Source organism: Rhodoferax sp. (genome assembly GCF_012927445.1).
Taxonomy (GTDB): domain Bacteria; phylum Pseudomonadota; class Gammaproteobacteria; order Burkholderiales; family Burkholderiaceae_C; genus Rhodoferax.
In genome coordinates this window covers 761,822-788,678 of sequence record NZ_JABBPD010000007.1, presented here as the reverse complement: position 1 = coordinate 788,678, position 26,857 = coordinate 761,822, and the positions used below count along the sequence as shown (strand labels likewise).

Annotated in this window: 24 protein-coding genes; 19 read left to right on the top strand and 5 right to left on the bottom strand. The window is 61.2% G+C overall.

Going from position 1 to position 26,857, the window contains the following annotated elements; all coding sequences use genetic code 11:
* Positions 1 to 8: 8 nt before the first annotated feature.
* The 11 genes from flgG to HHJ17_RS15415 all read left to right on the top strand — a co-directional run bounded on the left by flgG (position 9) and on the right by HHJ17_RS15415 (position 13,040).
* Positions 9 to 791 (top strand): flagellar basal-body rod protein FlgG, encoded by a 783-nt coding sequence (gene flgG, locus HHJ17_RS15465; protein WP_296497913.1) that lies wholly within the window; start codon positions 9 to 11, stop codon positions 789 to 791.
* Positions 792 to 799: 8 nt separating this feature from the next.
* On the top strand, positions 800 to 1,519 hold the full coding sequence (locus tag HHJ17_RS15460; protein ID WP_296497916.1) for a flagellar basal body L-ring protein FlgH: 720 nt from the start codon (positions 800 to 802) through the stop codon (positions 1,517 to 1,519).
* A gap of 34 nt (positions 1,520 to 1,553) precedes the next feature.
* Entirely contained in the window at positions 1,554 to 2,699 is a 1,146-nt protein-coding gene (locus tag HHJ17_RS15455; protein ID WP_296497920.1) for a flagellar basal body P-ring protein FlgI, read from the top strand.
* A gap of 1 nt (position 2,700) precedes the next feature.
* Positions 2,701 to 3,627, top strand: coding sequence for a flagellar assembly peptidoglycan hydrolase FlgJ (flgJ, locus tag HHJ17_RS15450; RefSeq protein WP_296497924.1), 927 nt, complete (start codon positions 2,701 to 2,703; stop codon positions 3,625 to 3,627).
* Positions 3,624 to 5,591, top strand: coding sequence for a flagellar hook-associated protein FlgK (gene flgK, locus HHJ17_RS15445; RefSeq protein ID WP_296497927.1), 1,968 nt, complete (start codon positions 3,624 to 3,626; stop codon positions 5,589 to 5,591). The genes flgJ and flgK overlap by 4 nt, the downstream gene beginning before the upstream one ends.
* Before the next feature lie 28 nt (positions 5,592 to 5,619).
* Positions 5,620 to 6,834 (top strand): flagellar hook-associated protein FlgL, encoded by a 1,215-nt coding sequence (flgL, locus tag HHJ17_RS15440; protein ID WP_296497929.1) that lies wholly within the window; start codon positions 5,620 to 5,622, stop codon positions 6,832 to 6,834.
* Between the two features lie 4 nt (positions 6,835 to 6,838).
* The gene (locus tag HHJ17_RS15435; protein WP_296497932.1) at positions 6,839 to 8,092 is read left to right on the top strand and encodes an HDOD domain-containing protein; all 1,254 of its coding nucleotides are present in this window, start codon (positions 6,839 to 6,841) and stop codon (positions 8,090 to 8,092) included.
* A 155-nt stretch (positions 8,093 to 8,247) separates the two neighbouring features.
* A complete protein-coding gene (locus HHJ17_RS15430; protein ID WP_296497934.1) occupies positions 8,248 to 9,462 on the top strand; it encodes a PLP-dependent aminotransferase family protein in 1,215 nt (404 codons plus the stop codon).
* A complete protein-coding gene (locus tag HHJ17_RS15425; RefSeq protein ID WP_296497937.1) occupies positions 9,459 to 10,397 on the top strand; it encodes a PhzF family phenazine biosynthesis protein in 939 nt (312 codons plus the stop codon). The genes HHJ17_RS15430 and HHJ17_RS15425 overlap by 4 nt, the downstream gene beginning before the upstream one ends.
* Before the next feature lie 73 nt (positions 10,398 to 10,470).
* Positions 10,471 to 11,139: a histidine phosphatase family protein gene (locus tag HHJ17_RS15420; RefSeq protein WP_296497940.1), complete on the top strand. Its 669-nt coding sequence runs from the start codon at positions 10,471 to 10,473 to the stop codon at positions 11,137 to 11,139.
* A 281-nt stretch (positions 11,140 to 11,420) separates the two neighbouring features.
* Entirely contained in the window at positions 11,421 to 13,040 is a 1,620-nt protein-coding gene (locus HHJ17_RS15415) for a PAS domain-containing methyl-accepting chemotaxis protein (RefSeq protein WP_296506366.1), read from the top strand.
* Here the strand turns inward: HHJ17_RS15415 and ahpF are convergent.
* Positions 13,037 to 14,605: an alkyl hydroperoxide reductase subunit F gene (ahpF, locus tag HHJ17_RS15410; RefSeq protein WP_296497945.1), complete on the bottom strand. Its 1,569-nt coding sequence runs from the start codon at positions 14,603 to 14,605 to the stop codon at positions 13,037 to 13,039. The genes HHJ17_RS15415 and ahpF overlap by 4 nt on opposite strands.
* Before the next feature lie 227 nt (positions 14,606 to 14,832).
* Positions 14,833 to 15,396 (bottom strand): alkyl hydroperoxide reductase subunit C, encoded by a 564-nt coding sequence (ahpC, locus tag HHJ17_RS15405; RefSeq protein ID WP_296497948.1) that lies wholly within the window; start codon positions 15,394 to 15,396, stop codon positions 14,833 to 14,835.
* A gap of 323 nt (positions 15,397 to 15,719) precedes the next feature.
* On the opposite strand from ahpC, the gene HHJ17_RS15400 reads away from it, so the two are divergent.
* The 3 genes from HHJ17_RS15400 to HHJ17_RS15390 are packed head-to-tail and all read left to right on the top strand — an operon-like array spanning position 15,720 to position 17,898.
* Positions 15,720 to 16,907, top strand: coding sequence for an ammonium transporter (locus HHJ17_RS15400; protein ID WP_296498048.1), 1,188 nt, complete (start codon positions 15,720 to 15,722; stop codon positions 16,905 to 16,907).
* 12 nt (positions 16,908 to 16,919) lie between these two features.
* Positions 16,920 to 17,267, top strand: a complete 348-nt coding sequence (locus HHJ17_RS15395) for a hypothetical protein (protein ID WP_296497950.1) — start codon at positions 16,920 to 16,922, stop codon at positions 17,265 to 17,267.
* 49 nt (positions 17,268 to 17,316) lie between these two features.
* Complete coding sequence (locus tag HHJ17_RS15390) at positions 17,317 to 17,898, top strand: thioredoxin fold domain-containing protein (RefSeq protein ID WP_296497953.1); 582 nt, start codon at positions 17,317 to 17,319, stop codon at positions 17,896 to 17,898.
* 61 nt (positions 17,899 to 17,959) lie between these two features.
* On the opposite strand, the gene HHJ17_RS15385 is transcribed toward HHJ17_RS15390, so the two are convergent.
* The 3 genes from HHJ17_RS15385 to HHJ17_RS15375 all read right to left on the bottom strand — a co-directional run bounded on the left by HHJ17_RS15385 (position 17,960) and on the right by HHJ17_RS15375 (position 20,892).
* Positions 17,960 to 18,808 (bottom strand): creatininase family protein, encoded by an 849-nt coding sequence (locus tag HHJ17_RS15385; RefSeq protein WP_296497956.1) that lies wholly within the window; start codon positions 18,806 to 18,808, stop codon positions 17,960 to 17,962.
* A 60-nt stretch (positions 18,809 to 18,868) separates the two neighbouring features.
* On the bottom strand, positions 18,869 to 19,216 hold the full coding sequence (locus HHJ17_RS15380; protein WP_296497958.1) for a zinc ribbon domain-containing protein YjdM: 348 nt from the start codon (positions 19,214 to 19,216) through the stop codon (positions 18,869 to 18,871).
* A gap of 92 nt (positions 19,217 to 19,308) precedes the next feature.
* Complete coding sequence (locus tag HHJ17_RS15375) at positions 19,309 to 20,892, bottom strand: DUF4080 domain-containing protein (protein WP_296497960.1); 1,584 nt, start codon at positions 20,890 to 20,892, stop codon at positions 19,309 to 19,311.
* Between the two features lie 82 nt (positions 20,893 to 20,974).
* Between HHJ17_RS15375 and HHJ17_RS15370 the strand changes: the two genes are divergently transcribed.
* From HHJ17_RS15370 to hemE, 5 genes are all read left to right on the top strand, one after another.
* A complete protein-coding gene (locus HHJ17_RS15370) occupies positions 20,975 to 21,325 on the top strand; it encodes a DUF167 family protein (RefSeq protein WP_296497963.1) in 351 nt (116 codons plus the stop codon).
* A 186-nt stretch (positions 21,326 to 21,511) separates the two neighbouring features.
* Positions 21,512 to 23,542 carry a thioredoxin family protein gene (locus HHJ17_RS15365; RefSeq protein ID WP_296498051.1) on the top strand — a complete coding sequence of 677 codons (2,031 nt, stop codon included), beginning with the start codon at positions 21,512 to 21,514 and terminating at the stop codon, positions 23,540 to 23,542.
* 58 nt (positions 23,543 to 23,600) lie between these two features.
* Entirely contained in the window at positions 23,601 to 24,020 is a 420-nt protein-coding gene (locus HHJ17_RS15360; RefSeq protein ID WP_296497966.1) for a CoA-binding protein, read from the top strand.
* Between the two features lie 15 nt (positions 24,021 to 24,035).
* Positions 24,036 to 25,280: a flagellin lysine-N-methylase gene (gene fliB, locus HHJ17_RS15355; protein WP_296497968.1), complete on the top strand. Its 1,245-nt coding sequence runs from the start codon at positions 24,036 to 24,038 to the stop codon at positions 25,278 to 25,280.
* Between the two features lie 95 nt (positions 25,281 to 25,375).
* The gene (hemE, locus tag HHJ17_RS15350; protein WP_296497971.1) at positions 25,376 to 26,485 is read left to right on the top strand and encodes a uroporphyrinogen decarboxylase; all 1,110 of its coding nucleotides are present in this window, start codon (positions 25,376 to 25,378) and stop codon (positions 26,483 to 26,485) included.
* Positions 26,486 to 26,857 lie beyond the last annotated feature (372 nt).

Sequence of the window (26,857 nt, the reverse complement as noted above, 5' to 3'; positions counted from 1 at the left end):
ACATCATCATGATCAACTCTCTGTGGATCTCCAAGACCGGCATGGAAGCCCAGCAAACACAGCTGGACGTCATCTCCAACAACTTGGCCAACGTTTCAACCAACGGCTTCAAACGTGCCAGCGCGGTGTTTGAAGACCTGATGTACCAGAACCTGCGCCAAGCGGGTTCAAACAGCTCGGAGCAATCCCAGTTGCCCACCGGGCTGCAAATTGGCTTGGGCGTGCGCACCGTGGCCACCAGCCGCTCGTTTTCACAAGGTGCGCTGCAGCAATCGGGCAATAAACTCGATGTCGCGGTGCAAGGCAATGGTTTCTTTCAGGTCACGATGCCGGACGGCACCACCAACTACACCCGTGACGGCTCCTTCCAGGTCGATTCGCAAGGCCGTTTGGTCACCTCCACCGGGCTGCCAATTGCCAATGGCGTCACGGTTCCCGCCAACGCCACCGGCATCGCCATTGCGGGCGACGGCACCGTCACCGCCCAGATTCCGGGCACGACTTCGCCGCAATCCATTGGCACCATCGCACTGGCCAGCTTTATCAACCCGGCGGGCCTCGACCCCAAGGGACAGAACCTGTACGCCGAGACCCCGGCCTCCGGCCAGCCCAACAGTGGCACACCCGGCGCCAATGGTCTGGGCTCGTTGATGCAAGGTTATGTAGAAACATCCAACGTCAACGTGGTGCAGGAGTTGGTGACGATGATTCAAACCCAACGGGCTTATGAAATGAACTCCAAGGCGATCCAGACCTCGGACCAAATGCTGCAAAAACTAGGCCAGTTGTGACCGCCATCATGAAGACAGCGATAGCCCGCCTGCAACTGCTGGGCCGCGCTCTGCGGGGCTGTGGCATGGCACTGGGCGTTGGCTTGGTCTGCGCCGGCTGCGAATCGCTGCCGCAAACCGTCAAAGTCGATTTTGCCGAGCCCAAAGTTGCGCAACCCATCGCATCCACCGCCTTTCCAGACCGACCCGCCACCGGCAGTCTATTTCACAAGGTCAGCTATCGCCCGGCTTTTGAAGATCCCCGGGCACGGGCCATTGGCGACACCGTCACGATTCAGATTATTGAAAAAATTACCGCCAGCCAGGTCTCGAAATCAACCGCGAACCGGACCACCTCCTCCGACGCCAGCGTCTCTGCCTTCCCGCTGTTGTCTGCCGTCGACTTGGTCAACCTGAAAGCCGGCACGGCCTCCGCCAGCGACTTTTCCGGCAAGGGCGGCACCGAGAGCGCGAATACTTTTTCCGGCACGATCACCACCACCGTGGTGGACGTGCTGCCCAATGGCCATCTGGTCGTTACGGGAGAGAAGCAGATTGGCGTAAACCAGAATGTGGATGTCCTGCGCTTCTCCGGCACCATCGATCCACGCGTGGTGCAGCCGGGCAGCATTGTCAATTCGACACAGGTCGCCAATGCCCGTATCGAGTCAAAAGGACGAGGCGCACAGGCCGAAGCGCAGACAGTTGGCTGGTTAACACGGTTCTTTTTCAGCTTTCTCCCCTTCTAAAGCTATCGAGAATAGTGCCGAGGGGTAACCAACCATGCACACCAGCCACACATCACACAAACGACACCAGTTCTGGCCACAGGCAGCGCTGTGGTTGCTCGCGAGTCTTTTTGTGGCCGGTACGGTCCATGCCTACCGTATTAAGGAAGTGGCGGCGGTTGAAGGGGTGCGTAGCAATCAGTTGACCGGTTTTGGTTTGGTTGTTGGACTCGATGGCACGGGCGATCAAACCACCCAGATGCCTTACACCTCGCAAGGCATTGCCAATTACCTGCAACAGCTCGGCATTACGCTGCCTGCGGCGTCTCTGTCCCAATTGCAACTCAAGAACGTGGCGGCGGTTCTGGTAACGGCACAACTGCCGGCCTTTGCCAGGCCGGGCCAGACCATCGACGTCACCGTCTCCTCGATGGGCAACTCCAAATCTATCAAGGGCGGCATGCTGATTGCAACGCCGCTCAAAGGCGCTGATGGGGAGGTCTATGCATTGGCACAGGGCAACATTGTTGTGGCTGGCGCTGGAGCGGCAGCTGGTGGCAGCAAGGTACAAATCAACCACCTGAGCGCCGGGCGCATTCCGGGTGGCGCGCAGGTGGAGCGAATTGTGCCGACGCCTTTGCTGGAGGGCAACAGCATCAATCTGGGCCTGGAAGCCTCGGATTTTCAAACGGCACGGCGCGTGGCGCAGGCCATCAACAAACGCTTTGGCGAAGGCTCGGCCCGGGCGCTCGACGGGCGCACCGTCAAGGTCAGTGCCCCCATGGAGTCAGACGCGCGGGTGTCCTTTATTGCCGAAATGGAAGAGCTCCCGCTGGAAGCGTCAATTCCCTCGGCCAAAGTGGTCATCAATTCACGCACCGGCTCGATCGTGCTCAACCAGGCGGTGTCCCTGGGGCCCTGCGCCATTGCCCACGGCAACCTGTCCATCAGCATCAGTTCGACCCCTGTGGTCAGCCAGCCCAACGCTTTGTCAACAGGCGGGCAAACGGTGGTGACGGAAAAATCTAATATCCAGATCAAACAGGAACCCGGCATCTTGATCCAGGTGCCGGCATCGACCCAGTTGTCGGATGTGGTGCGCGCCCTGAATGCTTTGGGTGCCACACCGCAAGACCTGCTGGCCATTTTGCAAGCCATCAAGGCCGCAGGCGCACTGAACGCAGAGCTGGAGGTTATTTAATATGAGTTACGGGCAACTCTCCACAAACTCCGGCGCACTGGCGGCGGACGCACGCTCACTCAACAACCTGAAGCTGCAGGCCGGTCAAAAATCACCTGCGGCCATCAAGGAAGCGGCCAAACAATTTGAGTCACTCTTCATGCGTGAACTGATTAAAAGCATGCGTGATGCCACCATGAAATCCGGCATGATGGACAGCCCGGGCGGTGACTTGGGCGCCGATCTGTTAGACCAACAATTTGCGGTGCAGATGTCTGGGCAACCGGGTGGGCTCTCCGACCTGATTGCGCAGCAGTTGTCGCGCCAAATGGGCAGCACCGAGCCGGGCGCCCTAGAGGCAGGCACCAAGCCTGCCGCAACGCCCCTCAGTGCCTTGCGCAAGGCCTCCTCTCTGGCAGCCTATGGCAACCAGGCCGCCGCACCGACAGCCAACGCCACGGTGAGTCAAAGCAATTTTGTTCAACGTCACACTGAAGCGGCTATCAAAGTGGAAAAATCAAGCGGCATCCCGGCCAGCTACATGGTCGGGCAAGCGGGCCATGAGACCGGCTGGGGCAAGCATGAGATCAAGATGAAAGGTGGCGCGAACTCCTACAATCTTTTTGGCATCAAGGCCGGCGCTGGCTGGACCGGCAAGGTGGCCGAGGTGAGCACGACCGAATACGTCAACGGCGTTGCCCATAAAACAGTGGCCAAGTTTCGGGCCTACGATTCTTACGAATCGTCGTTTCGCGATTACGCCCGCCTCATCACCCAATCTCCCCGCTATGCACAGGCCAGTCAGCAAACCGAATCGGCTCATGCATTCGCGACCAGTCTGAAAAAAGCCGGCTATGCCACCGACCCGGATTACGCCGCCAAACTGAGCCGCGCCATTAACACCACGCAGCGACTGCAGCGCGCGCAAGTTGTGGCGCAAAGCGTATGAGCGGCCTACTTAGCGTCGGCACCCGTGCCCTGCAAGCGAATCAGATCGCACTGCAAACGGCGGGCAACAATATTGCCAACGTCAATACGCCCGGCTATTCGCGCCAATCGGTAGTACTGCAAAACCTTGCGGGTCAATTCACCGGTAGCGGTTACATTGGCAAAGGTGTTGATGTTCAGACCATCCTGCGCAATCACAGCGAATTCTTGACGCGCCAAGCCGCCCTCTCCAGTTCCGTCTCGGCCTCAGACACCACCCGATTGGATCAACTCAAGCAGCTTGAAAATATTTTCCAGGGGGGCGCGAGCGGTCTAGGGGCCGCCGTGAGCGACATGCTGAACTCTTTTTCAGATGTTGCAAACGCACCAACAGACCTGACCGCACGCACCGTGGCTCTCAGCCGTGCAGATGAAATGGCTTCCCGCTTTCGGTCTGCATCAATCAGTCTGGAGGACTTGCAACAGGGGGTCAGCAGCCAGCTTAGGGTCTCAGTAGCCGCCGTCAACAGTCTGGCGGGACGCATCGCTGCGGCCAATGAACAAATTTCGCGCGCTCAAGGCTCGGGCCAACCGCCGAATGACCTGTACGACCAGCGCGATCAGCTCATCAAGGAACTAAATCAATATGTTCAGACCACCAATATTCCTGCCGACGACGGGACAATAGGGATTTTCCTGGCAGGCAGTCAGCCATTGGTTCTGGGCACCACGGTGTCGAAGGTTGGCGTGGGCCAGGATGCCTTCGGCGATCCAGGCAAAGCCAAGCTGACATTGCAAATTGGCGGCGCGCCCGTTGTACTGGAAGAGGCCACGCTGGGTGGAGGTCAAATAACGGGTTTGCTGAAATTTCAGAATACTGATCTGGCGCTTGCCTCAAACCTGCTCGGACGCATGGCTTTGGCGATTGGAACAGCGGCCAATGACCAGCACAAACTTGGCATTGACTTGAACGGCTCAGCAGGTGGAAACCTATTTACGCTCAGCGCCTTACCCAATGGCCTTGCCGCCTTAGCAGGCAACTCGTTGACAGGTCTTCCTATTACAGCGACCTTGCAGGTTGCGATTCAACCGCCTCCATCTTCGGGTACCACGAAACTGCTTCCGTCTAACTACGAAGTCAGCTTTACAAGCGCCACGGCAGGAAACATCACTCGCCTATCTGATGGCGTGGTCATCCCATTCCCGCAAGTGCCGGCCCCTGCAGCGCCCATACTGGCATCGCTCGACGGACTGAATATCACGGTCAGCGCCGGTGCAGCAGCAGGCGACCATTTTTTAATTTCTCCATTCAGTTCCGCAGCATCAAGCATTAAAACTGCTTTTTCTTCGCCAGCGGCCCTGGCCATTACCAGCCCGGTGGCGGCCAGCGCGGGCGCCAGTAACAAGGGCACATTGGCCGTGGCCAGTCTGGCGGCCAGATCCATCCCGGCACCGGCAGCAATAACACTGACATTTACCTCAGTGGGAACATATACGCGGTCTGATACCGGAGCGGTCTCTTATGCCTATACACCAGGACAGGCCATTGAATTCGATACAACGACGCCCGGTGCTACCGGCTGGTCGCTGAAGCTCAGCGGCTCCGCCGTAGCAGGCGACACCTTCAATGTGGGCAGCACCGCCACCGTACAGCCAAACGCCGACCCAAAACTGAATTCCGGCAATGCTGAAGCCATGATTGCTTTGCGTGATGTCGCCATGTTTGATGGTGCGGCATTGACCGATGGCTATGCCAGCGCCATGGCAGAAATCGGCGTGCGTGTGCAGAGCGCTGGCTATACGGCAGCAGTGTCCAAATCCATTGCCACAAATATTGAGACGGACCGCGCCAGCGTGTCTGGTGTCAACCTTGACGAGGAAGCCGCAAAACTGCTGCAATTCCAACAGGCTTATCAGGCATCGGCCAAAATGCTGCAGATCGCGCAAAGCGTTTTTGAATCTCTGATGCAGACGGTGGCGCGTTAGTTTTATCGCGCCCTAAGAGGAACATATCATGCGACTAGGCTCAGCCAACACCTATGACAACGCGCTGCAGAACCTGTACACGCGACAATCCGAACTTTCCAGCCAGCAGGAGAAGTTGACTTCTGGCAAAAATATCAACAGACCCAGTGACGACCCAACCGGCGCGGGACAGGCCGAGCGCGCCTTGACACGCATTACACGCGTGGCAACTGATCAGCGCGCCTTGGATGTCCAGCGCAATTCCATCACCATGTCGGAGTCCACCCTGGGTGAAGCATCTAATCTGATGCAAAGCTTTCGCGAGCTCGTGGTTAGCGCCGGCAATGGCACCCTCAGTCCAACAGATCGCGCCTCCGTTGCCCAACAATTGACGGGCCTGCGAGACCAATTGTTTAGCTTGGCGAACCGAGTCGATAACAATGGCCTCCCCCTGTTTGGCGGCTTAGGTAGCGCCAGCACGCCCTTCACAGACTTGACTGCCGGGGTAACCTTTAACGGAATATCAGGCCAGCGGGCCAGCACGGAAACCACCTTGCCAGGGGCGATGGACGGCCAAGCCATCTGGATGAATGTGCCGTCAGGCAACGGTACTTTTAACGTCGCACTGCCCGCCTCACCGGCCGCGCTTAATACGGGAACGGTATCGACCGATACGGGACAGGTTGTCTCCCAAGCGGCGCTGACTGGCCACAACTACAGCGTGAACTTCAGTGTGGTGGCAGGCGTTACAACCTATAACGTTTATGACGCGACCATCGCCCCCTCACCTGTTGGCCCCGCCATCCTTGCGGCTCAACCGTACGTAGACGGCCAGGCGATCCAGTTTGGCGGCATGTCCTTTGTTGCCCACGGCGCGCCGGCCAATAATGATGCGATCCAGATCAGCCCCAGCACAAAAAGCAATGTTTTCAATTTACTGGACGATGCCATCGCTGGTATTAAAAGTGGCGTCCAGACCCGTGTTAACCAAACTATTCCTCTGGCGCTAACTCAAATTGACGCCAGCATGAGCAAGATCAGCTCGGCCCGGGGCCAGGCGGGCGACTGGCTCAACCGTGCCGACAATATCACGAACACTCAGCAAGGCCGCACGATTCAACTGACCGCTGACAAGGCAAGGGCAGAAGATATGGACATGATTAAAGGCTTATCAGACTTCAAAAAAATAGACACCGGCTACCAAGTAGCCTTGCAGTCCTACGCACAAATTCAGAAGCTGTCCTTCTTCAACTACATCAGCTGACATCATGGCCCATACCGTTCTTGGCAGTGTTTCACTTGGCTATCAGCTGCTGTGGAGCCAATTGCGTCAACTGCGGGGTGTGCAATTGTTCGTCGGCATTGACGACATGTGCCCGGTGGATTCTCAACATTTTTTGAGCGCACTTGCTGAAGTGTGGTCGGAGCAAGCCCCCACCTTGCTGTTGTCCATCCAGTCCGACCGACTCCTGGCCGACATTCTGGACAACGCACCGGCAGACTGCCCGTGGATTGAAGTACAAGAGTCGCAACTGCGCGACCCGGCGATGGCCCAGCGCGTTCACCAGGCGCACCAGCGCGGCCTGAAGCTGATCTGGCGCGGCGAATCCGGCACCCGTCCCTCGGCGGCACTCGCCCCCTGTTTTTTACGCACCATGGTGACCCTGACGGCCGAGGAAGCGCTGGACGGATTGCGGGTGTCGCTGCGCAAACAAAACGGCGCCAATGCCTCGCAAACCAGCCGGGTGACCAGCCCGGTTCTGGCCGGTCATGTTTACGAATCGGTTGCCAGCCGGGTTTTGGTAGAGCACTGCCTGGACGAGCAAGGCGCTTGGGCGGTGGCCGGCTGGCCGATGGAAGAAGTGCTGCTCGGGTACCGGCATCGGCGAATCCAGCCGGGGCACCGCGGGGTCGTGCGCCTGATCGAGGCCATCGATGCCGATGATTCCGTGGAGCATATTGAGCAGATCCTGAGTGAAGAGCCGATCCTGACTTATCGCTTCATGCGCTATGCCAACTCGGCGGGCCTGGGCCTGCGCACCGAAATCGAATCCATCCGCCACGGCCTGCTGGTGCTGGGCTTTTCCCTGCTGCGGTCCTGGCTGCTGGAACAGTTACCCCATGCCACCAGTGACATGAACTTGCAACCCGTGCGAAGCGCCATGGTGATTCGGGCGCGCCTGATGGAAACCCTGCTGGACGCCGGTGATGGCGACGATTTGCGCCGCGAAATTTACCTGTGCGGCCTGCTGTCGCAGATGGACCTGATGCTGGGTGAACCGCTGGCGGAGGCGCTGGCACGGGTGCCGCTCTCGGAACGCATCACCTCCGCCATCCTGAACCGTTCGGGCCCTTACATGCCCTACCTTGATATTGCCACCGCGCTGGAATCGGCCAACACCCATGCCACCCGCGTGCTCTGTGACGCCCACAAGATCGACAACGAAGAGGTGAACCAGGCCCTGTTGCGCACGCTGTCCAATGTCCGGCCGCATCCCGCCAAGGGCTTGCTGCTGGTGTAAACGGTTCCCGTTTTTTTACATGACGCGCCGCAATGGCGCTGGTGTGGCGTATGCTGGCTCAACCGCTTCAGGACAACCTTACGGCTAATACTCGCCACCGAAAGGTGACGTATTGATGCCATGAGCGCGCCCGACACACACCAATGAACAACACCATGAACCCCACTGCAACACCATCCTCGCCCTGGGTGCTGGCCAAACGCGCCGACAAAATGAATCCGTCCGTGATTCGCGAGATTCTCAAAGTCACCGAAAAGCCCGGCATCATCAGCTTTGCCGGTGGCCTGCCCTCGCCCAAGACGTTTCCGGTGGCCGAGTTCGAAGCCGCCTGCGCCAAGGTGTTGCGCGATGACCCGGCAGGCGCGCTGCAATATGCCGCCAGCGAAGGCTTTGGTCCGCTGCGCGAGATGGTCGCCGCCATGCTGCCGTGGCACGTCGATCCGGCCCAGGTGCTGATCACCACCGGCTCGCAGCAAGGCCTCGACCTGGCGGCCAAGGTGCTGGTCGATGCCGGCAGCAAAATTCTGGTGGAGTCGCCCACCTACCTGGGCGCCGTGATGGCCTTCTCCCCGATGGAGCCGGAGGTGGTGAGCGTGGCCAACGATGCGGATGGCGTAGACATCGCCGACCTGCGTGCCAAGGCGGCCGGGGCGCGCTTTTTCTACGCCCTGCCCAACTTCCAGAACCCGACCGGCCGCACCATGTCGGAGGCCAGCCGTGCCGCTCTCAGCGCCGAGGCGATGCAATTGGGCCTGCCCATCATCGAGGACAACCCCTACGGCGACCTCTGGTTTGACACCGCGCCGCCGGCTCCTTTGACCGCGCGCAACCCCGACGGCGGCATCTACCTCGGCTCCTTCTCCAAAGTGCTGGCACCAGGGCTGCGCCTGGGTTTTGTCGTGGCGCCCAAGTCGGTCTACCCCAAGCTGCTGCAAGCCAAGCAGGCGGCCGACCTGCACAGCCCCGGCCTCAACCAGCGCCTGATTGCCGAGGTCATGAAAGACGGCTTTCTGGACCGCCATGTGCCGACCATCCGCGCCCTCTACAAATCGCAACGCGACGCCATGCTGGACGCGCTGGCCCGCGAGATGCCACTGGGCGACGCCGATTCGACCCTCACCTGGAACACGCCGGCGGGCGGCATGTTCCTGTGGGCCCGCTTGCCCAAAGGCATGAGCGCCGTGGACCTGCTGCCCTACGCCGTGGCGGAAGGGGTGGCTTTCGTCCCCGGTGCCCCGTTCTATGCCGACCACGCCGACCCGCGCACCCTGCGCTTGTCCTTCGTTACCCCGAGCGTGGAAGAAATCCACCGCGGCGTGGCGGCGCTGGCAGCGGGCATCCAGACTTACGCCGCTGGTTTGCGCGCATGAAAACACGCCCCTTCAAACAGATTGACGTCTTCAGCGCCGTGCCCTATCTCGGCAATCCGCTGGCCGTGGTGCTGGACGGCACGGACCTGTCCAGCGAGCAGATGCAACATTTCGCGCACTGGACCAACCTGTCAGAAACCACTTTTTTACTGCCACCCAGTCCAGCGGGGGCCGCCGCCGGCGCCGACTACCGCGTGCGCATCTTCACCCCCGCGGCGGAGCTGCCGTTCGCGGGCCATCCCACTTTAGGCAGCTGCCATGCCTGGCTCGAAGCGGGCGGCGCGCACCACGCCAAAGATGAATTCATCCAGGAATGCGCCGGCGGCCTGGTCAGGATTCGCCGCGACGGCGCGCGGCTGGCCTTCGCCGCACCGCCGCTCCAACGCAGCAGCCCCAGCCCGGCTCTGCTGGCCCAAGTGACCGCGGCGCTCGGGCTCCAGCCCCCTCAGATCCTGGCCGCCCAACTGCTGGACAACGGCCCGGTCTGGCTCGGCCTGCTGCTGGACAGCACCGAAACCGTGCTGCAACTGACTCCGGATCATCTGGCGCTCCAACATATTGGACAAAAAGTGGGGGTAGCCGCCGTCGAACCTGCGCCAGTAGCTACCAATTTAATAGCACGCTCGAATCGCGAGGCGCGCGCCTTCGGACCGCGCTCCACCGAACTGGCCCTCGCCTTGGCGGCCTCGACCGAGTTTGAAGTGCGGGCCTTTGCCGCCCCGGTGGGCATCCAGGAAGACCCCGTCACCGGCAGCTTCAACGCCAGTCTGGCCCAGTGGCTGATCGCGGACGGCCATGCACCCAGCGCTTATGTGGCCTCGCAAGGTACTTGCCTGGGCCGCGCCGGGCGCGTGCATCTTGCGCAAGACACGGCTGGCCAGGTGTGGGTCGGCGGCGACGCCACCACCTGCATCGACGGCCGCGTGAATCTCTAAACCGCTACAGTATTTATAGCTGACGTCGCACACGTGACAAGGGCTAGCGTTCTATTTAGCTTAAATTATCCGCATGGGAACCCTCTACCTTGTACGCCATGGCCAGGCTTCATTTGGCGCCGAAGACTACGACAACCTGAGCGCGCTGGGCCAGCAGCAAAGCGTGCGGCTGGGCGAGTATTTTCGCCAGAAAGGGGTTACGTTTGATGCCGTGCTGACCGGCAGCTTGCGCCGCCAGCAGCAGACCTACGCCGGCATCAGCCAGGGCGCCGGATTCGAGAAGGCGGCACTGCTCTGGCCGGGTCTGAACGAATACGACAGCGCGGCCGTGATTGCGGCCATTCATCCGCACCCACTCGAAAAACCCGACACGCCCGAGTTGTACCGCCACCACTTTCGGCTGCTGCGCGACGGCCTGACGCAATGGATGAATGGCGTGGTCAGCCCCAAAGGTATGCCCAGTTGGCACGAGTTCCAGTTAGGGGTCACCAGCGCGCTGGACCATATCCGCAAAAACTGCACCGGCAATGTGCTGCTCGTTTCCAGCGGCGGGCCGATTGCCACCGCCGTCGGTCATGTGCTGGGCACCACGCCCGAGATCACGATTGAGCTCAATATGCGCATCCGCAACAGCGCCGTCACCGAGTTTTCGTTCAACCCGAAGCGCCACAGCTTGATCACTTACAACACGCTGCCGCACATGGAACATCCGGAGCATGCAAGCTGGATTACCAACGTCTGAGCTGGACAAGATCCCGGGCTTGGGCCGAACAGCGTGCCAACTGGGATGATGGCGACGCACTCAGTAAAATAGAACAAAAAAATATCAAGCGAATTGAGCAAGAGACATTATTTGCATACCCCGCGCATAGACGCAGGGATGCCTCTAATCTGCACAATTTATCCGTCGTTGGAATACCGGGCTCTCGTCAAAGGGAGACATGCCGGTCAAAAAAAGCCTGTTCTGTGCGCACTAATTTACCAGTTACTCAACATGAATACCCCTACCCCTCGGGTCAAACGGTGGTCTCGACCACCGACCTGAAAGGGCGTATCACCCATTGCAACGAGGTCTTCATCGAACTCAGCGGCTTTAGCAAAGAAGAACTGCTGGGGCAGCCGCACAACCTGGTGCGCCACCCGGACGTACCCGCCGAAGCCTTCCGCGACCTGTGGGACACCCTGGGCCAAGGCATGCCCTGGACCGGGGTGGTGAAAAACCGCCGCAAGAACGGCGACCACTACTGGGTGGTGGCCAACGTCACACCCGTGATGGACGGCGAAAAGACGGTGGCCTACCTGTCGGTGCGCACCGAGCCCACGCGGGAACAGATTCAAGCATTCGAGGCCTTGTTTGCCACGATGCGTGCCGAGCAGCAGAACGGGGTGCTGGTGCACCGACTGCAACACGGCGCACTGCAGCAACACACCTGGCGCGGGCGCATCAGCCGCACGCTGTATCCGGGTGTCAATGCCCAGATCACCACCTTGGCCGTGTTGATGGGCACGGTGGGCATCGCCGCCGGCATCCTGGCCGCAGGCGGTCTGCCGGCGCTGTCGCTGACAACGTTTGCCAGTGCCATGGCCGTGATGTTGGCCGCGTGCCTGCTCGGGGCCTGGCGCCTGCGCGCGATCACGACCCAGCCGCTGCAGCGACTGCTGGATTTTGCCAACCGCATGGCGGCGGGCGATCTCACCAAAAGACTGGACAGCCAGCACAGCGGGCTGCTGGGCCGCCTGGAACGGGCGCTCAATCAACTCAACGTCAACATCCGCTCCATCGTGAGTGACGCGCGTACCGAAGTGGATCGCATGGGCAATGCCACCAGCCGCATTACCGTGGGCAGCCAAGACCTGGCCGAGCGCACCACGGCGCAGGCCGCCAGCCTGGAGCAATCTGCCGCGTCAACGGCGCAGATCACCGGCACGGTAGGACAGACTGCCGAGGCGGCACGGCAGGCGGCCCAGCTTGCGACGCAGGCGGCACAAGTTACCGAGCGCAGTGGCGTGGCGGTGCATGCGGTGACGCAAACCATGCAGGCGATCAGTGAATCGTCGCACCGTATTGGTGAGATCATTCAAGTGATAGAAGGCATCGCTTTCCAGACCAACATCCTCGCCCTGAATGCGGCGGTGGAAGCGGCGCGCGCTGGTGAGCAGGGGCGCGGCTTTGCGGTCGTGGCGTCTGAGGTGCGCAGCCTGGCGGGTCGCTCGGCCGCGGCCGCCAAGGAAATCAAACAACTGATTCTGGATTCGGCCGCCAAGGTTGCGGCCGGCACCCGCCTGACCGACGATGCCCGCATCACCATGGACGAGGCGGTGGGAACGGCACGGGAGGTGAGCTCGCTCATTGCCGACATTCACACCGCGACCGCCGAGCAAAGCCGGGGCATCGCGCAGATCAATGAGGCGCTGACGCACATTGAGGGCCTGACGCAGCAAAACACCACCCTGGTGAACGAACTCTCCACCTCGGCGACGGCGCTGGAACTGCAGTCTCGCGGCGTCTCCGATGCGATGCGCGTGTTCCGCCTGAGCCGCCATGATGCCGTGGACACGCCGGACGCGGTGGCACTGCGCCGGGAGATGAAACTGCCGCGCCCCGCCGTGCCACGGCTGCCAGGCAAACAGACCCGAAGCTAAGCCGGCACCACGGCGCGGATCAGGTGATCAAAAGCGCCGAGCGCCGCCTTGGCCCCGTCGCCCGCGGCGATGATGATCTGTTTGAACGGCACGGTGGTGACGTCGCCAGCGGCAAAAACGCCGGGCAGCGAAGTCTGGCCGCGCGCATCCACCACGATCTCGCCATGCTTGCTGAGCTCCAGCGTGCCTTTCAGCCACTCGGTGTTGGGCACCAGGCCGATTTGCACAAACACACCTTCGAGCTCGATGTGGTGCGCCTCGTTCGTGGCGCGGTCGGTGTAGCTCAGGCCATTGACCTTTTGGCCGTCACCGGTGATTTCAGTCGTGAGCGCGTGGGTGTGGATGCTCACATTGGGCAGGCTCTTGAGCTTGTTCACCAGCACGGCATCGGCGCGCAGCTGGGTATCAAATTCAATCAGCGTGACATGCGCCACCAGACCGGCCAAGTCAATCGCCGCTTCCACGCCGGAGTTGCCGCCGCCAATTACCGCCACGCGCTTGCCCTTGAACAGTGGGCCATCACAGTGCGGGCAGTAAGCGACGCCGTGGTTTTTGTACTGCTGCTCGCCCGGCACATTGACGTTGCGCCAGCGCGCACCGGTGGACAGGATGACGGTCTTGCTCTTGAGTGAGCCGCCATTGGCCAGTTGTACTTCGATCAGGCCACCGGGCTGCGTCGCGGGGATCAATTTGTCGGCCCGTTGCAGGTTCATGATGTCCACGTCGTAGGAGCGGACATGGGCTTCCAGCGCCGCCGCAAACTTGGGGCCATCCGTTTCCAGCACCGAGATGAAATTCTCGATTCCCAAGGTGTCATTGACCTGCCCGCCAAAGCGCTCGGCCGCCACGCCGGTGCGGATGCCCTTGCGCGCGGCGTACACGGCAGCGGCGGCGCCAGCCGGACCACCGCCAACGATCAACACGTCATACGGCGCTTTGGCGCTGAGCTTGGTCGCGTCGCGGGCCGCAGCACCGGTGTCGAGCTTGCCGATGATCTCTTCGATCTCCATGCGGCCCGAACCAAACACCTCGCCATTGAGAAAAATGGTGGGCACGGCCATGATCTGGCGCTGGTTGACTTCGTCCTGGTACAGGCCGCCATCAATGGTGACAACCTTGACTTTGGGGTTGAGCACCGCCATCAGGTTGAGCGCCTGCACCACGTCCGGGCAGTTGTGGCAGCTCAGGGACACGTAAACCTCGAAGTTGAAATCGCCTTCGAGATTTTTAATTTGTTCGATCACATCCGGTTCGACCTTGGGCGGATGACCACCGACCCAGAGCAGGGCCAGCACCAGCGAGGTGAACTCATGGCCGAGAGGAATCGCGGCAAAGCGCAGACTCATGTTGGCGCCGAGGCGGTTCAGGCTGAACGAAGGCTTGCGCGCGTCCGTGCCGTCGGTCTTCAGGGTGATCTTGTCACTGCGCAGTGCCTGGATGGTCTCCAGCAACTCGCGCATCTCAACCGAGTTGCTGTCATCCCCCAGGGAAGCCACTATCTCGATCGGCAACGTCACGCGTTCCAGGTAGGCTGCAAGCTGGGTCTTGAGGGTGTCGTCGAGCATGATGGCGTCCTTTACTACTAATTTGATAGCTACCTGCGCAGATTCTACGCAGGCTACAGCCTGTTTTTGCGTATAAAAAAGCCGGACGGCAAGGCGCTGGGCACCCTGACGCTGTCCGGCCAGTTACGAGTAGCAACCTGTTTCGCCGCCGGGCCGCCCCAAGGCGAAACGCGGCCCCCTCGGGGGCAGGAAGCTACACGCAGTGAGCGCCCGTGGGGGCCACTTCTTTAGATCTTGCCGACCAGGTCCAGCGAAGGCGTGATGGTCTTGGCGCCTTCGGTCCATTTGGCGGGGCAGACCTGGCCGGGGTGGGCGGCAGTGTACTGGGCGGCCTTCAGCTTGCGCAGGGTTTCCTTGACGTCACGGGCGATCTCGTTGGAGTGGATCTCCAGGGTCTTGATCATGCCATTGGGGTCGATGATGAAGGTGCCACGCAGTGCCAAGCCTTCTTCTTCGATATGCACGTCAAAAGCGCGGGTCAGCTTGTGGGTGGGGTCACCGATCAGGGGGAACTTGGCCTTGCCAACCGCAGGGGATGTCTCGTGCCACACTTTGTGCGAGAAGTGGGTGTCGGTCGTCACGATATAGACCTCAGCACCGGCCTTCTGAAACTCGGCATAGTTGTCAGCGGCGTCTTCCACTTCGGTCGGGCAGTTGAAGGTGAACGCTGCGGGCATGAAAATGAACACGTTCCACTTGCCCTTGAGGCTTTCGTTGGTCACAGTGACGAACTTGCCGTTGTGGAAAGCTTCGTTCTTGAACGGTACGACTTCGGTATTGATCAGAGACATTGTTGGGTTCCTTTGAGTAGATTGGGTTGATGAAGGAGCGAAAGAGAATCTTATTGCACCTCAGCCCTCTTTTGGGTTAATTGATTAAATACAAACGATTGAAAAATCCTATTTAGACCCGCCGCCAGTGATCAGGCGAGAGATTGGCACGGCTTATGCAAAGCCCCACTCAATCAATGGCAAATAGGGACTACATGCACTTAATTGGACGGAAATGGCTTCTGGCCGCGGCTTCATGCTCAAGCTTGGCCGCGTGGGCACAAGCCCCTGTGCAGCCTGCACTCGTGGCACAAAGCAGCCTCAATGCGGCAGACACCGCCTGGATGATGACCTCAACCGCCCTCGTGCTGCTGATGACCCTGCCGGGGATTGCCCTGTTTTACGGCGGCATGGTGCGCAAAAAAAGCGTGATCAACACCCTGGCCAGCGTGGTCGCCGTTGCCGCGCTGATCAGCCTGTTGTGGTTTGCAGTGGGTTACTCCATCGCCTTCACGCCCGGCAATGAATGGCTGGGCGGCAGCGGGCGGCTGTGGTTTAGCGGGCTAGACTACCTCAAGGACGCCGGCCAGGTGGCGGTCAGCCATGTGGCGCCGAACGTGCCGGAGTCGGTCTACGCCATGTTCCAGCTCACTTTTGCCATCATCACCGGCGCCTTGATCGTGGGGGCGTTGGTGGAACGCATGCGTTTTTCTGCGCTGCTGTGGTTCATCGGCCTGTGGTCGCTGCTGGTGTACGCGCCGATCGCACACTGGGTGTGGGAGCCGGGTGGCTGGCTGAACAAGATGGGGGTGCTGGACTTTGCCGGTGGCTCGGTGGTGCACATCAACGCCGGCGTGTCCGGGCTGGTGTGCGCCTGGTTTCTCGGGCCGCGCCGGGGATACGGCCGCGAACCCTTCGAGCCGTTCAACCTCGGCTTGACCATGGCGGGCGCGGGCCTGTTGTGGGTCGGCTGGTTTGGCTTCAATGCCGGCTCCTCGGTCGCGGCAGATGGCCGCGCCGGGTTGGCGATGGCGGTGACGCACATCGCGGCCGCCGCAGGCGCCATGACCTGGATGCTGGGCGAGTGGATCGTGCGCAAGCGCCCTTCTCTGCTGGGCTTGTGCTCAGGACTGGTGGCCGGGCTGGTGGCCATCACACCGGCGGCCGGCTTTGTGACGCCTGGCTCTGCGGTGCTGATTGGGGCAGTGGCCGGGCTGGCCTGTTACTGGGGCGCCACGGGCCTGAAGCGGTTGCTCAACACCGATGACTCGCTCGACGTCTTCGGCGTGCATGGCATTGGCGGCATCGTCGGCTCGCTCATGACCGGACTGTTGGCAAGCAAGGCCATCTCGGGCGCCAGCGGCAGCGTCGTAACCCAATTGGTGGGCGTGGGCGCGGTGATGCTGTACAGCGCCGTCATGAGCGCCCTGCTGCTGTGGCTGACCCAGCTGCTGGTTGGTCTGCGCGTTGATGAGCAATCCGAGATCACCGGCCTGGACATCACCCAGCACCGTGAACACATGGGTTCCTGACAGGAGACGCGCATGCTGAACAGTGAAAAACTCGCCATCGCCGCCCATTTGCATGTGCTGCTGCGCCGCAAATCCGGCCGCGTCACCGACACCGAGTGGCTGGCCAGCAACGCCGAGTACGCCACGGAGATCGTGCGTTTTGCCCGCGCCAAAGCGACGGAGGATGGCCATGCCGATCTGGCCGAATGGGCCAGCAAACTGGAGAGCGCGATGGCCGAGACCCACCCGATGCGCGCTGGCCTGACCCAACGCAGCGGTCCGGTTGCGGAGCCCCTGACCGCACCGCGGGCGTCGACCCCAAGCCCGGACCTGAGCCCCGACGAAGCCAGCCCGCATCGCTACATCCGCGGCATCCGCTAGCGCCCGCCCGCAGTAAGATGCCGTCCTCTTTCCGTGCAAAAGGTATTCCTTGAAACTCTATCGTCTGTTTTTTTCATCGCTGCTGCTCAGCACACTCGCCCTCAGCGGCTGCTCCCCGCAGGAATCATCCAGCTCAACGGCGGCGGTCAAACGCGAAGTGTCTTTGGAGGCGGTGGCCGCCCAGGCCAAAGGCTTTGCCGTCGGCGCCTTGATGAGCACCCACATCGTCTATGTTTTTTTTGACGCCCAGTGTCCGCACTGCGGTCGCCTGTGGGAGGCGTCTGCGCCCCTTCAGCGAAAAGTCAAGTTTGTCTGGATTCCCGTCGGCCTGATCAACGCCACCAGTGCGGCGCAAGGCGCAGCGCTCCTGACGGCGGCCAATCCAGGCGCTTTGATGGCCGAGCATGAAGCCTCACTGCTGGCCGGCAAGGGCGGTATTTCAGCCGCCAGCAGCATCGACCCCGAAGTGGCACAAGCCATCAAGAGCAACACCCAATTGTTCAACAGCTTTGGGGCGGAATCCGTCCCGTTCGTCGTCGCCAAGAACGCGAAGACCGGTCAGACGGTGCACCAGGAAGGGGCAATGAGTACGGCCGCCCTGGCCGAATTTTTGGGCGTGGACACACCGTAAATTTCTGGTCAAAAACCTTGCCGTGTTGGCGCGGCAGATCCGTCCCGGCGGGTCGGACGGTTCAGGCAGAAAAATCCGGCCGCTCGACCAGGGTGCTCAAGGGCAACTGGTCCATTTCTGCCAGCAACTGGGCCAGGCTGCGCCCGGCGGCCTCGACCACGGCGCGACCTTTATCGGCCGTGGCAGCGGCCGCATTGCCCACCGCGCCGGCCGGGTTGTAGTCCTGCATTTGCCAGCCGAACTTGGCACTTTTGCCGTTGCCCAGAATGTCGAATTGTTGCGCCCGCGCCTGTGAGGTCGAGGCGAAATTTTGGGCCTGCGCCATGTCCACCGTAGAGGGGCTGAGTGCCAGCATCATCGAAGTTTCGATGTCGCCGGCATGAATGCCAAACCGGTGTTCCTCCGCGCCAAACAAGGCATTGACGTCGCCACCCTGCGTATCGCGCAGCGGCAGGTTGAACCAGCTGGCGCTGTACACCAGCATGTTGAGTCGCGCCCGCAGGTCGCGCGCCACGAGGTCCATCACGCTGACATTGCCGCCGTGCGCGTTAAAGAGCAGCAGCTTCTGGATGCCTGTTTGCGCCACTGATTCGCCCAGGTCGGTCCACAGCCGCAGAATGGTCTCGGCCTTGAGCGTGAGCGTGCCGGGAAAGCGGGCATGTTCCGGGCTCAAACCGACCGCTTGCGTCGGCAGGAACAGCACCTTCAAATCGGGCGCCAGATGCGGTAGCGCGGCAGCCACCACCCCCTCCACCAGCACGGTGTCAACACTCAGCGGCAAATGCGGTCCATGCTGCTCAATAGCGGCCACCGGCAGCACGGCAATCGTTTGCGCCGCCTGGCCGCTGGCGATCAGTTGGGCAAAGTCCTGCGTGGTCAGGTCAGCCCAGAATCTGGATTTGCTTGTCATGGTCGGATCTTAGAGCCTGCGCGTGCGGTCGGTACGGGTCTGAACGGGTCGGCCCGTGCCTCAGGCTTTTTTCATGAACTCGGCCTTGAGCATGAAGGCGCCCTGGTCGGTTTTGCAGTCCACTTCGTGGTCGCCCGCACCTTCGGGCAACCGAATGCCTTTGATCTTGGTGCCTTTTTTCAACACGATGGACGAGCCCTTGACCTTCAGGTCTTTGATCAGAATCACGGTGTCGCCATCGGCCAGCGGGTTGCCGTTGGAATCCTTGATCACGCCACCGCCTTCATCGCTTTCGTCTGCGGGCGCTTGCGCGGGCCACTCGTGGCCGCAATCAGGACAGACAAAGTTGTCGCCGTCCTGGTAGGTGTTTTCAAGGGTGCATTGGGGGCAGGCGGGGAAGTTTGACATGATGAGATTCTCAAAGAAGTGGGCCGACCGATGACACCCCGACGAGGGGCGTCCATGCGGCATGAGCAATGCTGCAAGTATAAGAAACCGCTTTAATCGACGGTCTGCTGCGCCGCCAAATGACGCTCCTGCCGTTGTGCCAGCGTCTTGGCGGCAGGACTTTGCGGGGCCACCTGTTTCGGCAACAGTCCTTTCAGGGCACGCGGACTGGCCCGTGCCCCGCTGGTCAGATAATCGGACAACAGGGTTTGTTGCACCGTCGCGGGAGGCAAGCCGCCGTCGGTGCTGAGGTAGTCAAACAGCGCATCCACCAAGGCTTCCGGCGACAGGCCGCTGGTTTTTCCGCTGCTTTGCCACAGCCAGTCGGCAAAACCCAGAAACGCATAAAACGGCGACGGTGCGGCCGCCAGCAGCACGGCCAGCGTTTGCTTGAAGCGCCCCGAGTTGGCGACCATGTCCCAGTAGCGCGAAAAACGGGTAAAGCGTTGCATCGTGGCCGCGTCCACCGCGCCGGTCTGCTGCACGGTGTAGGGCGGTGTGCTGGCGTACAGCATGCCGTAGGCGGCGGTGTGGCGGGCAATCGGCGTGCCGCGCAAACGCTTCAAAATGCCGAGCTGAATCTCATGCGGTCCCAAGTCGTGCAGGCGGTCAAAACCGGCGGCAAAGCTTTCCAGCGTTTCGCCGGGCAGACCAAAAATGAGGTCGGTGTGCAAATGCGCATTCGATTCGGCAACCAGCCAGCGCACATTGGCCGCCGTCCGCTCGTTGTCCTGCTTGCGTGAGATGCGCTGCTGCACCTCGACATTGAAGCTCTGGATGCCCACCTCAAACTGCAGCACGCCGGGCGGAAACTTGGCAATCATGACCTTCAGGCGATCGGGCAACTGGTCCGGCACGACTTCAAAATGCACGAACAAATCGCTGCTCAGTCGGTCCAGAAAAAACTGCAGGATGCGGATGGAAGCGTCAATCTTCAGATTGAAGGTGCGATCGACAAACTTGAAGTTGCGTGCGCCGCGCTGGTACAGCCCCTGCATCTCTTCCAGGAAACGGTCGAGGTCAAAGGCCCAGGCCGTCTTATCGAGCGAACTCAGGCAAAACTCGCACTTGAATGGACAGCCGCGCGAGGCCTCGACATACAGCAGACGGTGCGCCAGATCGGCGTCGGTGTACTCGGCATAGGGCAGCGCAATCTGCTCCAGTGGTGGTTGCTCGCCGGTCAGGATTTTCATCAGCGGCTGTGGCCCGTGCAACAGGGCACGGCACAGTTTGGGAAAACTCACATCGCCCCAACCGGTGATGACATGGTCAGCCAGACGAACGATGTCCTGCTCGTCCACTTCATGGCTGACCTCCGGCCCGCCCAGCACCACCTTGATGTCGGGCCGCACAGCTTTGAGCAATCGGATGACGTCACAGGTTTGCGTCACGTTCCAGATGTAGACGCCAAAGCCGATGATCTGCACCACTCCCACTGGTGGCTCGCCCAACGTCAGCAGCAACTCGTCCACCAGTTCTTGCGGCTGGCGCGCAATCGTGAACTCGCGCAACACGGTCTGCGGCTTCAACTCGCCCATATTGGCCAGCAGGTAACGCAAACCCAGCGAGGCGTGGATGTACTTGGCGTTCAGGGTGCACAAGACGATGGAAGGCGCAACAGATACGGCATTAGGCATGCCAGTATTATCAAAGCATGACACAAGACCTCTTTCAAAAGGACGCTTTTCTGAGCGACTGCAGGGCACCGGGCGGGCAAGCATGAGCCGCGGCCAGGTCAAAAACATCACTGGCGATTCATTCTTCGCCTGGGATGGCGACGTGCTGGTGGTCAATATCCTGGGCAAGCCCAGTGCCGCACGCGACGTCATTGGCAAGCCCAAGGGCACACAACTCAAGATCAGCGTGACCGCCGCCCCGGTATCGGGCAAGGCGACCGACCACATGCTGCGTTTTCTGGCGCCGCAGTTTGGCGTGACCGTGGCCGACATCGAGGTGGTGTTTGGCCGCATGAACGTGAACAAGCAAATGCGCATCAAGGCGCCCAAGAAGCTGCCCGCGGTATTTACCAAGGAGCCGAGTCAGGCGTCCTTGCTGCCCGATGAGGACTGATCCCGGCAGTCCCCCTGGAACTTTGCCCCCGGGCGCCACTCCCATATTGCAATGACATTTTCAAAATACACCCAACGCTGGTTAGCCGCTACGCTTTTAATAGCTACTTGCGTAGTATCGACGGGGGCTAGCGCTCAAAATACCTCAAAATCAGTGGTCACCACGAGCCAAGTGCGGGCCGAGCTGATGGCCCACGCGCCGGATGGGGCTGATCCTGGCAAAACCGTGTGGGTCGGCTTGCAGCTCGCGCACCAGCCGGAGTGGCACACCTACTGGAAGAACTCGGGCGACTCCGGTCTGCCCACCGCGCTGCAGTGGACGCTGCCGCCGGGGGTGATGGCCGGCGACATTGCCTGGCCGGTGCCGAAAAAGATTCCGATTGGCGACCTGGCCAATTACGGCTACGACGGCACGGTGCTGCTGCCGGTGCCGCTCACCATCACGCCGGACTTCAAGCCGTCGCTGCTGGGCAGCGATATCGAAATCAAACTGAAGGCCAACTGGCTGGTGTGCCGCCGCGAATGCATTCCCGAGGAAGGCGAATTTACCCTGCACTTGCCGGTGCGGGGTTCCACCGCGCTGAACGGCGCCGCCTTCGAGGCCAGCCAGCAAGCGCAGCCGCAAACGGTGAACGGCGACAGCCGGGTGCTGATTGAGGGCAAGCGCCTGCAGGTCTCGGTGGCCGGGCTGCCGTCGGCGCTGCAAGGCAAAACGCTGGAGTTCTTCCCGGAAACGTCGGAGGTGATCGAGACCGCCGGCCCGTGGACGCAACGCTGGCAGGGCGCGCTGTGGACGGCGAACGTGCCCTTGTCCGCGCAGCGCAGCCAAAGTCCGAACGTGATGCCGCTCGTCTTGGTGGCGGAGGTCAACGGCCAGCGCCAAGGCTATCGGGCCCAAGCCAAGGTCGTCGGCAGTTGGCCCAGCGTGACCGCGGTGGCGGGCGTGTCGCCGGAGCTGGCCGCTGCGCTCCAGGCCAATGTCGGCCCGAGCACCGCGCCAGCCAGTCCGGCGGTATCGCTCGGTTTGTGGGCGGCCGTGCTGGGCGCCCTGCTGGGCGGCCTGATCCTGAACCTGATGCCCTGCGTGTTCCCGGTGCTGGCGATCAAGGTGATGAGCTTTACCCAACATGCCAACGACCGGCGCGGCCACCGCATCAGCGGCCTGGCCTACAGCGTCGGGGTGGTGACGTCCTTCGTGGCGCTGGGCGCGCTGATGCTGGGCTTGCGCAGCGCCGGCGAACAGCTGGGCTGGGGCTTTCAACTGCAAGCGCCGGCGGTGGTGGCCGCGTTGGCGGTGTTGTTCACGATCCTGGGGTTAAACCTGGCCGGCCTGTTTGAATTTGGCAAGTTCCTGCCCAGCCGCGTTGCCGCGCACCAGGCCAAGAACCCGGCGCTCAATGCGTTTTTATCCGGCGTGCTGGCGGTGGCGATTGCCTCGCCCTGCACGGCGCCGTTCATGGGCGCTTCGCTCGGGCTGGCGCTGGGCTTGCCCGCGCTGCAGGCCTTGCTGATTTTTGCCGCCATTGGCGTTGGCATGGCCCTGCCCTACCTGGCCGCCAGCCTGATCCCGGCGGTGGCCAAACTGTTGCCGCGACCGGGTCTGTGGATGGACACGTTCCGCCGCGCCATGGCGTTTCCGATGTTTGCCACCGTCGTCTGGCTGGTGTGGGTGCTGGGCCAGCAATCCGGCATTGACGGCGCGAGCGCGCTGCTGGCGCTGCTGGTGGCCCTGAGCTTGGTGATCTGGTCCTTGACCGTGCGAGGCCGGGGTCGGGTGGTGATTGCTATTATTTCAATAGCTATCTTCGCTCTGTTGACGGGGGCTATCGGTCAAAATGTCTTGAAAATCACCGACACCACGACGACCGCCACCAGCACCGACCGTTGGCAGCCCTGGGCGCCGGGCCGGGTTGACAGCGTGCTGGCCACCGGGGTGCCCGTGTTTGTCGACTTCACCGCCGCTTGGTGCGTGACCTGCCAGTACAACAAGAAAACGACGCTGGTCAACCCGGCGGTACTGGCCGACCTGGACGCCAAAAAAGTCACCCTGCTGCGGGCCGACTGGACGCGCCGCGACCCGGCCATCACCGCCGCCTTGAGCCAGCTCGGGCGCAACGGCGTGCCGGTCTATGTGATCTACAAGACCGGCCGCGCCCCGGTGGTGCTGTCCGAGATTTTGAGCGTGGCCGAAGTGCGTTCGGCGCTGGCCAGCTTGTAACGATCAGGCCGGACCTGCGCCGCCGCCTTGAACGGTCGTGGCGCCTTATCATGACGCCATGACCCAATCCGACAACATCCGTCACATCCTGACAACCTGCCGCACCGTCGCCGTGGTGGGCCTGTCGCCCAAGCCGCACCGCGACAGTTTTGACGTGGCGCGCTACATGCAGGCGCACGGCTGGCGCATCATCCCGGTCAATCCGGTGGCGGCCGCCAGCGGCGAGCCGATCCTGGGCGAAAAGGTGTATGCCACGCTGCTGGAGGCCGCGCAGCACGAGAAGATCGAGCTGGTCAATGTGTTTCGCAACAGCGCCGATGTGCCACCGGTGGCACAGGAGGCAATCGCCATTGGCGCCCAAGCATTGTGGCTGCAGCTCGGCATTGAAAATGCCGCGGCGGCCAGCGCGGCCCAAGCCGCCGGCCTGCGCGTGGTGCAGAACAAGTGCCTGCTGGTGGAACACGCCGCCAGCCTTTAACGCAACGGAGGCACGATGCCCACCATCAGCGCTCCAGACTATTACGCCAAATTTCAGTGCATTGGCGCCCGGTGCGAGGACACCTGCTGCAGCGGCTGGTCCGTCAGCATTGATCAGACCACGTACCACCGTTACCAGGCCAGCACCAATGAGGTGTTGGCACCGCTCTTTCAACAAGCGCTTCACAAGAACACCTTGGCCAGCTCTGACAGCGCCAACAACTTCGCCTTGCTGAAAATGAAGCCCGATGGCGGCTGCCATTTTCAGCAGGAAGACAAGTTGTGTGCCATTCAAAGCCAGCTGGGCGCGCAGGCGCTCAGTGTCACATGCAGCCTGTACCCGCGCTACCTCAATCAATTTGGCGCCCAACGCGAAAACGCCCTCGGCATCTCCTGCCCCGAAGCGGCGCGGCTGATTCTGCTGAACCCGGAGCCGATGCAATTTGGCATGATCGAAGCGACGCCGGGGGTTGACGATCGGTCCCACACCTCTTACCGATTTCCCCTGAAAAATGACGGCAACCCGACGCAAATCGCGGTGCTCAATGACTTGCGTGCCGTCATCATCGCCATCCTGCAATGTCGGCCCCTCAGTCTGGGCAGCCGGGTGATGACACTGGGCTTCCTGCTGGAAGAGGTGAACCGCATCACCACCGCCCCGCAGTTCGCCGACGCTGCTGAATTGCTGCCCACGCTGGGGGCATTCGTTGACATGCTGGCGCAACCGGACCGGCTGGAAGCCCAGTTTGCACAGATTCCGCCCAATATGCCGCGCAAGCTGGAACTCATCACCGCCCTGATTGCCAGCTCATTGACGGCCAGGGCCTCGTCCCGCTTTCGCGACTGCCTGCAGTCGGCCGCCGAAGGGCTGCAGGCCAGCCCCGGGGGCGATGTCGTGCGCCAGTACGCCGACAGCTACCACGCGTTTTACCAGCCATTTTTCCAGCCGCGGGGCCACATCTTCGAGAACTACCTGGTGAACCAGGTGATGACCCGTTTATTCCCCTTTACCCGCAGCTCCTATCTGGATTTGTACCGCGAGATGGTGTTCAACCTGGCGATCCTGCAGGTGCTGCTGGTTGGCATGGCGGCGCAACGCCAGGGGCTGAACGAAGACTGCGTGATACAACTGTTCCAGTCTTTCGCCCGCAAGTCCGACCACAACAGCAGCTACCAGGGCACCTTGCTGGAATCCCTTCATGCGACGGAGCAGGAAACGTTTGTTCATGTGATGTGGCTGCTGAAGGTTGCGCCAAAGTAGACACCCGCACACGCGCCAACCGGGTCGATTGACGCAATTTTTCGTCTTCAGGCAGTGCGCGCCGCCCCGGATGGGCTTGCGGCGACAATTGGCGCATGAACACATCCGTCCCAACCAGCCCCTACGCGCCCCTGCAAAACGACACCTTCATCCGCGCCTGCCTGCGCCAAGCCACCGACTACACGCCGGTCTGGCTGATGCGCCAGGCCGGGCGCTATCTGCCCGAGTACCGCGCCACCCGCGCCAAAGCCGGCAGCTTTATGGGGCTGGCCACCAACACCGACTACGCCACCGAAGTGACGCTGCAACCGCTGGAGCGCTTCCCGCTGGATGCCGCCATTTTGTTCAGCGACATCCTCACTATCCCGGACGCCATGGGCCTGGGCCTGAGTTTTGCCCTGGGCGAAGGCCCGAAATTTGCCCATGCCGTGCGCGATGAAGCCGCGGTGGCCAAGCTGGCCGTGCCCGACATGGACAAGCTGCGCTACGTGTTTGACGCCGTCACCTCGATCCGCAAAGCCCTCAATGGCCGGGTGCCGCTGATTGGTTTCTCCGGCAGCCCGTGGACGCTGGCCTGCTACATGGTGGAAGGCGCCGGCTCGGACGATTACCGCGCCGTCAAAACCATGCTGTACAGCCGTCCCGACCTGATGCACAAAATGCTGCAGATCAACGCCGACTCGGTGGCGCAATACCTCAACGCGCAGATTGAAGCCGGCGCGCAAGCGGTGATGATTTTTGACAGCTGGGGCGGCGTGCTGGCCGACGGCGCGTTTCAGGAATTCAGCCTGGCCTACACCGCCCGCGTGCTGGCGCAGGTCAAAAAAGAGCACAACGGCGTGCGCATCCCGAGCATCGTGTTCACCAAGGGCGGCGGGCCGTGGCTGGAAGAAATGGGCCAGTTGAACTGCGACGTGCTGGGGCTGGACTGGACCGTCAATCTGGCCAAGGCACGCGCCCTGGTCGGACACAGCAAAGCGCTGCAAGGCAATATCGACCCGAACGTGCTGTTTGCCAATCCGGCGCAAATTGAGGCCGAAGTGGCCAAGGTGCTGAACAGTTTTGGCACGCCGCACAGCGGGGCCGGCACCGGTCCGACGCATATTTTCAACCTGGGCCACGGCATCAACCAGCACACCCCGCCCGACAACGTGGCGGTGTTGGTGCAAGCAGTGCATGCGCAATCACGCAAACTGCGCGTGTAATTGTTTGGTTACAAAATCCTTAGCACTGTTTTGGCCAAAATTCAGCCAGGGAAGTCTGACTTATGCACAAAAACTGCAAACTACCCTGTCAGACTTCTTTCTCCGGCGGTCAACTGCTATAAAACCAATAGCGCTCGTAAGTCATTGATCTATAACGATTTTTAAATTTGCCATTTTTGTGGGCAATTTAATGAAACCCTTGATTTGTAAGGGTTTGAAGCGCTTCCAGACAATCTATCAACAAAGTTATCCACAGAAATCTTGGATGCCGGTGAAATCGTTTATGAATCAAAGACTTAAGCGAACTTTCGTAAGTTCACATCAAGTTACGGCCTCAAGCCCAGACATTCAGGCGCCGGCATGAGCGCCGCG

Bases quoted from the DNA above. Each gene is read 5' to 3' on its own strand.
- flgG (WP_296497913.1), top strand. From the start codon at position 9: ATGATCAACTCTCTGTGGATCTCCAAGACCGGCATGGAAGCCCAGCAA.
- HHJ17_RS15460 (WP_296497916.1), top strand. From the start codon at position 800: ATGAAGACAGCGATAGCCCGCCTGCAACTGCTGGGCCGCGCTCTGCGG.
- HHJ17_RS15455 (WP_296497920.1), top strand. From the start codon at position 1,554: ATGCACACCAGCCACACATCACACAAACGACACCAGTTCTGGCCACAG.
- flgJ (WP_296497924.1), top strand. From the start codon at position 2,701: ATGAGTTACGGGCAACTCTCCACAAACTCCGGCGCACTGGCGGCGGAC.
- flgK (WP_296497927.1), top strand. From the start codon at position 3,624: ATGAGCGGCCTACTTAGCGTCGGCACCCGTGCCCTGCAAGCGAATCAG.
- flgL (WP_296497929.1), top strand. From the start codon at position 5,620: ATGCGACTAGGCTCAGCCAACACCTATGACAACGCGCTGCAGAACCTG.
- HHJ17_RS15435 (WP_296497932.1), top strand. From the start codon at position 6,839: ATGGCCCATACCGTTCTTGGCAGTGTTTCACTTGGCTATCAGCTGCTG.
- HHJ17_RS15430 (WP_296497934.1), top strand. From the start codon at position 8,248: ATGAACCCCACTGCAACACCATCCTCGCCCTGGGTGCTGGCCAAACGC.
- HHJ17_RS15425 (WP_296497937.1), top strand. From the start codon at position 9,459: ATGAAAACACGCCCCTTCAAACAGATTGACGTCTTCAGCGCCGTGCCC.
- HHJ17_RS15420 (WP_296497940.1), top strand. From the start codon at position 10,471: ATGGGAACCCTCTACCTTGTACGCCATGGCCAGGCTTCATTTGGCGCC.
- ahpF (WP_296497945.1), bottom strand. From the start codon at position 14,605: ATGCTCGACGACACCCTCAAGACCCAGCTTGCAGCCTACCTGGAACGC.
- ahpC (WP_296497948.1), bottom strand. From the start codon at position 15,396: ATGTCTCTGATCAATACCGAAGTCGTACCGTTCAAGAACGAAGCTTTC.
- HHJ17_RS15400 (WP_296498048.1), top strand. From the start codon at position 15,720: ATGATGACCTCAACCGCCCTCGTGCTGCTGATGACCCTGCCGGGGATT.
- HHJ17_RS15395 (WP_296497950.1), top strand. From the start codon at position 16,920: ATGCTGAACAGTGAAAAACTCGCCATCGCCGCCCATTTGCATGTGCTG.
- HHJ17_RS15385 (WP_296497956.1), bottom strand. From the start codon at position 18,808: ATGACAAGCAAATCCAGATTCTGGGCTGACCTGACCACGCAGGACTTT.
- HHJ17_RS15380 (WP_296497958.1), bottom strand. From the start codon at position 19,216: ATGTCAAACTTCCCCGCCTGCCCCCAATGCACCCTTGAAAACACCTAC.
- HHJ17_RS15375 (WP_296497960.1), bottom strand. From the start codon at position 20,892: ATGCCTAATGCCGTATCTGTTGCGCCTTCCATCGTCTTGTGCACCCTG.
- HHJ17_RS15370 (WP_296497963.1), top strand. From the start codon at position 20,975: ATGAGCCGCGGCCAGGTCAAAAACATCACTGGCGATTCATTCTTCGCC.
- HHJ17_RS15365 (WP_296498051.1), top strand. From the start codon at position 21,512: ATGGCCCACGCGCCGGATGGGGCTGATCCTGGCAAAACCGTGTGGGTC.
- HHJ17_RS15360 (WP_296497966.1), top strand. From the start codon at position 23,601: ATGACCCAATCCGACAACATCCGTCACATCCTGACAACCTGCCGCACC.
- fliB (WP_296497968.1), top strand. From the start codon at position 24,036: ATGCCCACCATCAGCGCTCCAGACTATTACGCCAAATTTCAGTGCATT.
- hemE (WP_296497971.1), top strand. From the start codon at position 25,376: ATGAACACATCCGTCCCAACCAGCCCCTACGCGCCCCTGCAAAACGAC.